Source organism: Klebsiella grimontii, from assembly GCF_900200035.1.
In the GTDB taxonomy this organism is placed as follows: domain Bacteria; phylum Pseudomonadota; class Gammaproteobacteria; order Enterobacterales; family Enterobacteriaceae; genus Klebsiella; species Klebsiella grimontii.
Genome location: NZ_FZTC01000012.1, coordinates 266,611 through 275,089, shown reverse-complemented (window position 1 = coordinate 275,089; position 8,479 = coordinate 266,611). Strand labels below are relative to the sequence as shown.

At 57.7% G+C, this 8,479-nt stretch carries 10 protein-coding genes; 6 read left to right on the top strand and 4 right to left on the bottom strand.

Features of this window, described 5'->3' with window-relative positions; genetic code table 11:
• Nucleotides 1-227 precede the first annotated feature (227 nt).
• Both mltA and tcdA read left to right on the top strand, forming a co-directional pair.
• Nucleotides 228-1,325 carry a murein transglycosylase A gene (gene mltA, locus KOSB73_RS05615; RefSeq protein WP_004124438.1) on the top strand — a complete coding sequence of 366 codons (1,098 nt, stop codon included), beginning with the start codon at nt 228-230 and terminating at the stop codon, nt 1,323-1,325.
• Nucleotides 1,326-1,430: 105 nt separating this feature from the next.
• A complete protein-coding gene (gene tcdA / locus KOSB73_RS05610; RefSeq protein WP_004133704.1) occupies nt 1,431-2,240 on the top strand; it encodes a tRNA cyclic N6-threonylcarbamoyladenosine(37) synthase TcdA in 810 nt (269 codons plus the stop codon).
• 139 nt (nt 2,241-2,379) lie between these two features.
• On the opposite strand, the gene csdE is transcribed toward tcdA, so the two are convergent.
• Together csdE and csdA are read right to left on the bottom strand one after the other, a co-directional pair.
• A complete protein-coding gene (gene csdE / locus KOSB73_RS05605; RefSeq protein ID WP_004132798.1) occupies nt 2,380-2,820 on the bottom strand; it encodes a cysteine desulfurase sulfur acceptor subunit CsdE in 441 nt (146 codons plus the stop codon).
• On the bottom strand, nt 2,820-4,025 hold the full coding sequence (gene csdA / locus KOSB73_RS05600) for a cysteine desulfurase CsdA (RefSeq protein WP_098140300.1): 1,206 nt from the start codon (nt 4,023-4,025) through the stop codon (nt 2,820-2,822). The genes csdE and csdA overlap by 1 nt, the downstream gene beginning before the upstream one ends.
• A gap of 198 nt (nt 4,026-4,223) precedes the next feature.
• Here csdA and KOSB73_RS05595 point away from each other — a divergent pair, with 198 nt between their 5' ends.
• The 4 genes from KOSB73_RS05595 (at nt 4,224) to rlmM (ending at nt 7,227) form a co-directional block, all read left to right on the top strand.
• Complete coding sequence (locus KOSB73_RS05595; protein ID WP_004132801.1) at nt 4,224-4,448, top strand: YgdI/YgdR family lipoprotein; 225 nt, start codon at nt 4,224-4,226, stop codon at nt 4,446-4,448.
• A 353-nt stretch (nt 4,449-4,801) separates the two neighbouring features.
• Nucleotides 4,802-5,719: a glycine cleavage system transcriptional regulator GcvA gene (gene gcvA / locus KOSB73_RS05590; RefSeq protein ID WP_004114967.1), complete on the top strand. Its 918-nt coding sequence runs from the start codon at nt 4,802-4,804 to the stop codon at nt 5,717-5,719.
• A 19-nt stretch (nt 5,720-5,738) separates the two neighbouring features.
• Nucleotides 5,739-6,134, top strand: coding sequence for a DUF423 domain-containing protein (locus KOSB73_RS05585; RefSeq protein WP_004105073.1), 396 nt, complete (start codon nt 5,739-5,741; stop codon nt 6,132-6,134).
• Nucleotides 6,127-7,227, top strand: a complete 1,101-nt coding sequence (rlmM, locus tag KOSB73_RS05580; RefSeq protein ID WP_004124420.1) for a 23S rRNA (cytidine(2498)-2'-O)-methyltransferase RlmM — start codon at nt 6,127-6,129, stop codon at nt 7,225-7,227. The genes KOSB73_RS05585 and rlmM overlap by 8 nt, the downstream gene beginning before the upstream one ends.
• A gap of 61 nt (nt 7,228-7,288) precedes the next feature.
• Here rlmM and fucR read toward each other — a convergent pair whose 3' ends face one another.
• Nucleotides 7,289-7,999 carry an L-fucose operon activator gene (gene fucR / locus KOSB73_RS05575; RefSeq protein WP_004870054.1) on the bottom strand — a complete coding sequence of 237 codons (711 nt, stop codon included), beginning with the start codon at nt 7,997-7,999 and terminating at the stop codon, nt 7,289-7,291.
• 57 nt (nt 8,000-8,056) lie between these two features.
• The gene (gene fucU, locus KOSB73_RS05570) at nt 8,057-8,479 is read right to left on the bottom strand and encodes an L-fucose mutarotase (protein ID WP_024358518.1); all 423 of its coding nucleotides are present in this window, start codon (nt 8,477-8,479) and stop codon (nt 8,057-8,059) included.

Below are 8,479 nucleotides of genomic sequence, written 5' to 3'. Positions count from 1 at the left end.
GCTGCTCCACCCCGCGTCCGTGGAAGCGCACTATACTCCGCTAACGTTTTGATGCAACCCTTTTTGACAGAAATCGTCGATTTTGTAAAAAATGGTGCATACAGAAGCACTTCCCGCCTGTTTTTTGCGCAAAACTGCCTTTGCGGTGCCTAAGCGCATTTCATTAGCCCTGGCGGTTTGTTATCTTCATCACGCACCCGGGCTTAGCAGCATAAAGAAGAGATACCATGAAAGGACGTTGGGCAAAATATGCAGTAACAGGCGCGATGCTGGCAATGCTGGCCGCCTGTTCCTCAAAACCGACCGATCGCGGTCAGCAGTATAATGAAGGTAAACTCACCCAGCCGTTTTCACTGGTTAACCAACCTGATGCGGTCGGCTCGCCGATTAACGCCGGCGACTTCTCCGAGCAGGTGAGGCAGATTCGTAGCGCCTCTCCGCGTCTCTATACCAGCCAGAGCAACGTCTACAATGCGATTCAGGAGTGGCTGCGTTCCGGCGGCGACACCCGCACGCTGAGCCAGTTTGGTATCGACGCCTGGCAGATGCAGGGGACGGATAACTACGGTAACGTTCAGTTTACCGGCTACTACACGCCGGTGGTGCAGGCGCGTCATACTCGCCAGGGCGAGTTCCAGTACCCGATTTACCGGATGCCGCCGAAGCGCGGCAAGCTGCCGTCCCGCGCCAGCATCTACGCCGGCGCTCTGAGCGACAACTACATCCTGGCCTATAGCAACTCGCTGATGGATAACTTCATCATGGACGTGCAGGGCAGCGGCTACATTGACTTTGGCGACGGTTCGCCGCTGAACTTCTTCAGCTATGCCGGGAAAAACGGCTGGCCCTATTACAGCATCGGTAAAGTGCTGATCGACCGCGGCGAAGTGAAGCGCGAAGATATGTCGATGCAGGCGATCCGCGAATGGGGCGAAAAGCACAGCGAGGCGGAAGTCCGAGAACTGCTGGAGCAGAACCCGTCGTTCGTCTTCTTTAAACCGCAGTCCTTCGCGCCGGTGAAAGGCGCCAGCGCGGTGCCGCTGATTGGCCGCGCGTCGGTGGCCTCCGACCGTTCCATTGTTCCTGCTGGCACCACGCTGCTGGCGGAAGTGCCGCTGCTGGACAATAACGGTAAGTTCAACGGCCAGTACGAGCTGCGTTTAATGGTGGCCCTTGACGTTGGCGGCGCGATTAAAGGTCAGCACTTCGATATTTACCAGGGCATTGGTCCAGATGCCGGACACCGTGCCGGCTGGTATAACCACTATGGCCGCGTATGGGTGCTGAAAAACGCGCCGGGCGCGGGCAACGTCTTTAGCGGCTAGTATTCACGTTCTTTTCCCCGGTCGCGTTGCGCTTACCGGGGCTACGGTAGCCCGGGTAAGGCGCTTGCGCCGCGGCCCGGGAATATCCACTTATTCTGAGGTTTTATGTCTGTTGTAATCAGCGATGCCTGGCGCCAGCGTTTTGGCGGCACGGCGCGTTTATATGGTGAAAAGGCGCTGCAATGTTTTGCCGACGCGCACGTCTGCGTGGTCGGCATCGGCGGCGTGGGCTCCTGGGCGGCGGAAGCGCTGGCGAGAACCGGGATTGGCGCGATTACCCTTATCGATATGGATGACGTCTGCGTGACCAACACCAACCGTCAGATCCACGCGCTTGGCGGTAACGTTGGCCTGGCGAAAGCCGAGGTGATGGCGGAGCGCATTCGCCTGATCAACCCCGAGTGCCGGGTCACGGTGGTGGACGATTTCGTCACCCCGGAAAACGTCGCCGAGTATCTTGGCGTTGGCTTTAGCTACGTGATTGACGCCATCGACAGCGTGCGCCCGAAAGCGGCGCTAATCGCTTACTGTCGTCGCCATAAGGTTCCGCTGGTGACCACCGGCGGCGCGGGCGGGCAAATCGATCCGACGCAAATTCAGGTCGCCGATCTGGCGAAAACCATCCAGGATCCGCTGGCGGCAAAGCTGCGCGAGCGTTTGAAGAGCCAGTTCGGGGTGGTGAAGAACAGCAAAGGTAAGCTCGGCGTGGATTGCGTGTTTTCCACCGAAGCGCTGGTTTATCCGCAGGCGGACGGCAGCGTGTGCGCGATGAAAAGCACCGCTGAGGGGCCGAAGCGAATGGATTGCGCATCCGGCTTTGGCGCCGCGACGATGGTAACCGCGACCTTTGGTTTTGTCGCCGTCTCCCACGCGCTGAAGAAAATGCTGGCGAAGGCGGAGCGGCTGACGGCGTAGGCCCTCATTGCGGCAAGACGGTAGCCCGGACAGGTGCGCAGCACCGCCTCCGGGATTGTTCACGGGCGCCATCGCAAAAATGTCTTTCCGCAGCAGGCGCTTTCCCCGGAGGCGGTGCTGCGCACCTGTCCGGGCTACTTCAAAGAGCGTAAACCTCGCGGGCGGCGGCGAGCACCGCTTCGCTCAGGGCGTTGAGTCCCTGACTGCGCGAGGCGCTCAGCTGGCCGCGCAGCCCCAGCGCATCAAACAGCGCCAGCGGATCCTGCGCCAGCAGCTCGGCGGCGCTTTTACCTTCAACGGCGGCCAACAGCACCGCCAGCATGCCGCGCACGATACGGCCTTCGCTATCGCCGAAGAAATGCAGCTTGCCCTCGGCATCAACGGAATATCCCAGCCAGACGCGGTTTTCACACCCGGCAATCTCTTTGGCTCGCGCTTTCAGGTCGTCCGGCAGCGCGGGAAGCTGCTTGCCCAGTAAAATCAGCTGACGGTATTTATCCTCCCACTGGCTGAGCGGGGTAAACGTCTGGCGTAAAGTCTCTTCGGTGATGCGGGTTCCAAAAGGGTGAGAAGTCGTCATTAGTCCACCAGAATTTCCAGAGCGCGGTCAACGGCGTGCACCAGCGCGTAAACATCGTCTTGCGTATTATAAGGCGCGAAGGAGGCCCGCAGAGTGCCGCTGACGCCAAGCGCCGCCAGCAGTGGTTGAGCGCAGTGCTGACCGGCGCGCAGCGCGATACCCGATTCCGCCAGCAGCGTCACCATATCGCTATGGTGAACGCCGTCAAAATCAAACGCCAGCAGGCTGGCATCCTGACAGCGGAACGAGCGAAAGCCCGGACGTTTCGCCAGCTCGTCTTCCGCCAGCGTGGCCAGGCCGTGGCACCAGTTTTCCGCCTGCGCGATATCCGTCTCCTCCAGCCACTCCAGCGCCGCGCTCAGGCCAATCACCCCGGCGATATTTGGCGTCCCGGCCTCGAAGCGCCAGGGGACGGGCTGGGTTTTGAAGCCGTCGAAGGTGACTTCGGTAATCATTTTTCCCCCGCCGAACCACGGCGACATCTCCGCCAGCCGTTCGCGTTTGCCATACAGCGCGCCGATGCCGGTCGGCCCGTAGAGCTTATGGCCGGAAAAAGCATAAAAGTCGATATCCAGCGCCTGGACGTCCGCCGGGAAATGCACCGCCCCCTGCGCGCCGTCGACCATCACCACCATCCCGGCAGCGTGGGCCTGGCGAATCGCCAGCGCCAGGTCCGGGCAGCCGCCGGTGACGTTGGACATCTGGCCAATCGCCAGCACCCGGCTGCGCGGCGTGATGAGCGCGCCAAGCGCCGCCACGTCCGGCAGACGGTTGCCCGCCAGCGGCAGCTTCACCACCCGCGCGCCGGTTTGCTCTGCAACCATTAACCACGGCACCAGGTTGGCGTGATGCTCCGCTTCGCTGACGATAATCTCATCGCCGGGTTTCAGCCGCGGGCGCACGTAGCTCTGCGCCACCATATTAATGGCTTCGGTGGTGCCGCGCGTCCAGACGATATCTTCGCCGGATGGGGCATTAAGCAGCGCCGCCACGCGTTCGCGCGCGTTTTCATAGCGTTCGGTTAGCTGCCGGGCGGCGGGGAACTGGCTGCGGTGGACGTTGCCGGCGCTGAGGCGATAGAACTGGTCGCTGGCCTCAATGACCGCCAGCGGTTTGAGCGTTGTCGCGGCGCTATCAAGATAGACGCCGGCGTCGGCCAGCGCCGGGAACTGGGCGCGAAATTGGACGGGGTTGAATGCGTTCATGAGATTCCTCGTATCGATACCAGGATCGTCGCGCAAATCGGCGGGTGATACAAGGTTTGTGCTAACGACTGGAATTTTCTGAATATGACTTCGGGGGGGTAAAAGATGGTTATGCTGAATAGTGTTGGGTTTGCGTTTTAACCTGGTACAGAACGAATCATAAACAGTATAAATAGTCGAAAGGAGAGAAAGATGAAAATGAATAAGACTGCCGCAATTATTTCTGCCTGTGTGCTGACCCTCGGCCTGAGCGCCTGCTCCTCTAACTACGTGATGCATACCAACGATGGGCGCACCATCGTGACCGACGGCAAACCGCAAACGGATAATGATACTGGCATGATTTCGTACAAAGATGCCTGGGGTAACAAGCAGCAGATCAACCGTTCTGATGTAAAACAGCTGGGAGAGCTGGATAAGTAATTGGTTTTTAGCAGGCAAAAAAAAGCACCGCGCAGTGCGGTGCTACATTAAATCACTATGGACAGACAGGGTAAATGTACAGGAAGTGAAAAGGGGTAGCTTCGCTACCATGGTCCGCAAACCCGGACCAATTGCAAACACAACAACACAACATCACAACCGTAAGCCAAAAGCTTGTTGGAACACGCATTCCAAAAAAAGCTCTTCGTTCCGGCTCAGGAAGTGCCGCCACTATAGGTATTTGCTGGTAGAAGCTCAACGGACAAATTATAATAGCTCAGATAAAAAAAACTAATAGGTTAACTATTGTTTCCTGTTTGTTAAATTGCCTTAACATCTAAGCCAGAATAACTATGTCCAAGCGTTTGCCACCTCTGAATGCATTACGTGTTTTTGATGCTGCCGCCCGTCATCTTAGCTTCACTCGCGCCGCCGATGAGCTTTTTGTGACGCAGGCCGCAGTCAGCCACCAAATCAAGTCCCTGGAGGATTTCCTCGGCCTCAAGCTGTTCCGTCGACGCAATCGTTCTCTTCTTTTGACAGAGGAGGGGCAGAGCTATTTTCAGGATATTAAAGAGATTTTCTCGCAGCTCACCGAGGCGACCCGCAAGCTTCAGGCGCGAAGCGCAAAAGGGGCCTTAACCGTCAGTATGCTCCCCAGTTTTGCCATTCAGTGGCTGGTGCCGAGACTCACAAGCTTTAACTCAGCTTATCCGGGAATCGACGTCAGAATCCAGGCCGTGGACCGTCAGGAAGATAAGCTGGCCGACGATGTCGACGTGGCGATTTTTTACGGCCGCGGCAACTGGCCGGGGCTGCGGGTGGAAAAACTGTACGCCGAATATCTGCTCCCGGTGTGTTCCCCGCTGTTGCTCACCGGCGATAAAGCGTTGAAAACGCCTGCCGATCTGGCGCAACATACCCTGCTGCACGACGCTTCCCGCCGCGACTGGCAAACTTATACCCGTCAGTTGGGTCTAAACCATATCAATGTTCAACAGGGACCTATCTTTAGCCACAGCGCAATGGTGCTGCAGGCGGCAATCCATGGACAGGGGGTTGCGCTGGCCAACAATGTGATGGCGCAGTCCGAGATTGAGGCAGGCCGTTTGGTCTGTCCGTTTAATGATGTTCTGGTCAGTAAGAATGCGTTTTATCTCGTTTGTCATGACAGTCAGGCAGAACTGGGTAAAATAGCCGCCTTCCGCCAGTGGATTCTGGCAAAAGCGGCTAATGAACAAGAAAAATTTCGCTTTCGTTATGAACAATAAATCATCGTAGGGTAAACACATGACCAGCCGTTTTATGCTGATTTTCGCCGCGATAAGCGGTTTTATCTTTGTGGCTTTGGGCGCTTTTGGCGCGCACGTTTTAAGTAAAACGATGGGCGTTGCGGAAATGGGCTGGATCCACACCGGCCTGCAGTATCAGGCATTCCATACGCTGGCGATCTTTGGCCTGGCGGTGGCGATGCAGCGCCGCATCAGCATCTGGTTTTACTGGAGCAGCGTCTTTATGGCGCTCGGTACCGTTCTTTTTAGCGGCAGCCTCTACTGTCTGGCGCTCTCGCATTTACGCCTGTGGGCGTTCGTTACGCCGGTCGGGGGCGTCTGCTTCCTCGCCGGTTGGGTATTAATGTTAATTGGTGCAATTCGTCTGAAACGTAAGGGCGTTGTTCATGAATAAAGTTGTCCTCTATTGTCGCCCTGGGTTTGAGAAAGAGTGCGCAGCAGAAATTACCGATAAGGCCTCGCGCCTTGAGGTGTTTGGTTTTGCCCGAGTCAAAGACGACTCCGGCTATGTGATTTTTGAGTGCTATCAGGCCGAAGACGGCGAAAAGCTGGTGCGCGAACTGCCGTTCAGCTCGCTGGTGTTTGCCCGCCAGATGTTTGTGGTTGGCGAACTGCTGCGTGACCTGCCGCCGGAAGACCGGATTTCCCCGATCGTCGGTATGCTGCAGGGCGTGGTGGAGAAGGGCGGCGAGCTGCGCGTGGAAGTGGCCGATACCAACGAAAGCAAAGAGCTGATGAAGTTCTGCCGCAAGTTTACGGTACCGCTGCGCGCGGCGCTGCGCGAGGCGGGCGTGCTGACCAACTATGAAACGCCAAAACGTCCGGTGGTCCACGTATTCTTTATCGCGCCGGGCTGCTGCTACACCGGCTATTCGTTGTCTAACAACAACTCGCCATTCTATATGGGCATTCCGCGCCTCAAGTTCCCGTCCGATGCGCCAAGCCGTTCGACTCTCAAGCTGGAAGAGGCGTTTCACGTCTTTATCCCGGCAGATGAGTGGGATGAGCGCCTGGCGAACGGTATGTACGCGGTGGATCTCGGCGCCTGCCCCGGCGGCTGGACCTATCAGCTGGTGAAACGCAATATGTGGGTCTCCTCGGTGGATAACGGCCCAATGGCGCAAAGCCTGATGGATACCGGGCAGGTGACCTGGCTGCGTGAAGACGGCTTCAAATATCGCCCGACGCGCAGCAACATCTCGTGGATGGTGTGCGATATGGTGGAGAAGCCGGCGAAAGTGGCGGCGCTGATGGCGCAGTGGCTGGTGAACGGCTGGTGCCGCGAAACCATCTTTAACCTGAAGCTGCCGATGAAAAAACGCTACGAAGAGCTATCGCGCAACCTGGCCTATATCCAGGAACAGCTCGACGAGCACGGTATCAACGCGCAGATCCAGGCACGCCAGCTGTATCACGATCGCGAAGAGGTAACGGTTCACGTTCGCCGCCTGTGGGCTGCCGTCGGCGGTCGCCGCGACGAACGCTAGTTTGCCCGCTTTTGTAGGCCGGATAAGGTGTTAAGCCGCTATCCGGCGCTGCAAATAGCCGTTATGACTGCGACACGTCCGAGACAATATGCGTCACATCATCCAGATGGCCGATCCGCGCCTCTCCTGAGCGATTAAACTTGCTCTTATCAATCAGCAATAACGATTGCGACGCCCGCTTAAGCAGCAGCGATTTGAACTCGGCGTTCACCGTGTTTGAGTCCCAGAGCGCCCCCTCGCTGTCGATGCCTTCGCAGGAAAAAATGAACAGGTCGATCTCCAGCGCTTTGAGCTGCGAGATAAGCGACGCGCTGACGTAGCAGCCATATTTTCGCTGGAGCGTACCGCCGGAGCAGGTGAGCTGAATATTCTCGCGCTTGCTCAGCTCCTGGCAAATCGGCTGGCTGTTGGTAAAGACGTGAAGGTCGATATCGGGCAGCTGGCGGGCCAGATACCAGCAGGTGGAGCTGGCGTCGAGGGCGATCGTCATTCCAGCTTCTATCCACGCAAGGGCTTCGCGGGCGATATCCGCTTTGTGCGCGTAGTGGCTTTTCAGACGGATATGAAAAGGATCGCCGCTGTCCCGGCTTTGCCGGTGAATGACTTTTGCCCGGCCGTGGTTACGCAGCACTTTCCCCTGGGACTGGAGCTCGCTGAGATCGCGGCGGATGGTTTCTCGGCTGACGTTGAGCTGTAGCGATAAGGCTTCGGTGGTCAGGCTGTTATGGTTAATGAGCAGGTCTAGTATCGCTTGCTGTCGTGCCGCTTTCATTTTTCTCACCCTGGCGTTCGCTGAGCGCCCGCATCAGACGGGCGCTCCGGCATGAGATTACGGCGTTACTCCTTTTTTTAAAAGAATATTCCCGTACTTAGCGCGCTCACCTGTGATAACGATCGCAAAGGCTTTTTGCGCCCGCTCGTAGAAAGCAAAGCGGTCGATGCGGGCGATCTCCGGGCAGGGCGCGGGGCGGGAAAGCGCCTCGCGGTAGCGCGTTTCCACCTGCGGGTCGAGGGAGTCGCCCGCCACGGCGGCCATCATCACCAGCGGCGGAGCGTAGCTGTCTAACTCAAACAGCGGAATAATCGCCTGCAGCAGGTCGCTGACCAGCAGGCCGTCGGCGCGAATCACCTGGGGCCCCATGCTGTGCGCCGGGAAGTGGGCATCGGAAAAAATAATCTCATCGCCGTGCCCCATTTCCGCCAGCACCTTCAGTAGCTCCGGCGATATTAACGGGGAAATCGTTTTTAGCAT

What these genes read in the sequence shown, in the direction of transcription:
- mltA (WP_004124438.1), top strand. Translation starts at nt 228, where the DNA reads ATGAAAGGACGTTGGGCAAAATATGCAGTAACAGGCGCGATGCTGGCA.
- tcdA (WP_004133704.1), top strand. Translation starts at nt 1,431, where the DNA reads ATGTCTGTTGTAATCAGCGATGCCTGGCGCCAGCGTTTTGGCGGCACG.
- csdE (WP_004132798.1), bottom strand. Translation starts at nt 2,820, where the DNA reads ATGACGACTTCTCACCCTTTTGGAACCCGCATCACCGAAGAGACTTTA.
- csdA (WP_098140300.1), bottom strand. Translation starts at nt 4,025, where the DNA reads ATGAACGCATTCAACCCCGTCCAATTTCGCGCCCAGTTCCCGGCGCTG.
- KOSB73_RS05595 (WP_004132801.1), top strand. Translation starts at nt 4,224, where the DNA reads ATGAATAAGACTGCCGCAATTATTTCTGCCTGTGTGCTGACCCTCGGC.
- gcvA (WP_004114967.1), top strand. Translation starts at nt 4,802, where the DNA reads ATGTCCAAGCGTTTGCCACCTCTGAATGCATTACGTGTTTTTGATGCT.
- KOSB73_RS05585 (WP_004105073.1), top strand. Translation starts at nt 5,739, where the DNA reads ATGACCAGCCGTTTTATGCTGATTTTCGCCGCGATAAGCGGTTTTATC.
- rlmM (WP_004124420.1), top strand. Translation starts at nt 6,127, where the DNA reads ATGAATAAAGTTGTCCTCTATTGTCGCCCTGGGTTTGAGAAAGAGTGC.
- fucR (WP_004870054.1), bottom strand. Translation starts at nt 7,999, where the DNA reads ATGAAAGCGGCACGACAGCAAGCGATACTAGACCTGCTCATTAACCAT.
- fucU (WP_024358518.1), bottom strand. Translation starts at nt 8,479, where the DNA reads ATGCTAAAAACGATTTCCCCGTTAATATCGCCGGAGCTACTGAAGGTG.